1 protein-coding gene is annotated in these 561 nt (G+C 69.9%); it reads right to left on the reverse strand.

Annotation, left to right across the window (positions count from 1 at the left end):
* On the reverse strand, positions 1 to 561 hold a 561-nt coding region (locus D7V88_RS42085; protein WP_147449182.1), incomplete at both ends, for an AMP-binding protein.

Here is a 561-nt window from a genome sequence, read left to right on the forward strand (position 1 = left end):
GCTCCAGCGTGGACGCGCGGATGGGCTCCGCGCCGCAGAACGCCACCTCCCACGACGACAAGTCCAACGACGCCACGTCCTCTGGCGTCGCGCGACGCGCGCACAACTCGAAGGCGAAGTTGGGCCCACCGCTGATGGTGCCCCGGAAGCGCGACACCGCCTGCAACCAGCGCAGCGGCTTCTGCAGGAAGGCCATCGGCGACATCAACGCCACCGGGAAGCCCGCGGCCAGCGGCTGGAGGATGCCTCCAATGAGCCCCATGTCGTGGTACGGCGGCAGCCAGATGACGCCCACGCTGTCGGCCCGCACCTGGAACGCTCCGGAGATGAGCCCCAGGTTGTGCAGCAGGTTCGCGTGCGTGAGCATCACCCCCTTGGGCGTGCCCGTGCTCCCGGACGTGTACTGGAGGAACGCGAGCGACTGCGCGTCCACGTCCGGCGTGCGCCAGTCCCGCTCGCCGCCTTCCGGCAGCGTGTCCGTCGCCATCCAGTGCAGCGCGCGGAAGTCCGGCGCCTGCTCGAAGACGAAGTCCGACAGCTCCAGGATGCCCGACGTGGTGA

Source organism: Corallococcus terminator (assembly GCF_003611635.1).
GTDB lineage: Bacteria > Myxococcota > Myxococcia > Myxococcales > Myxococcaceae > Corallococcus > Corallococcus terminator.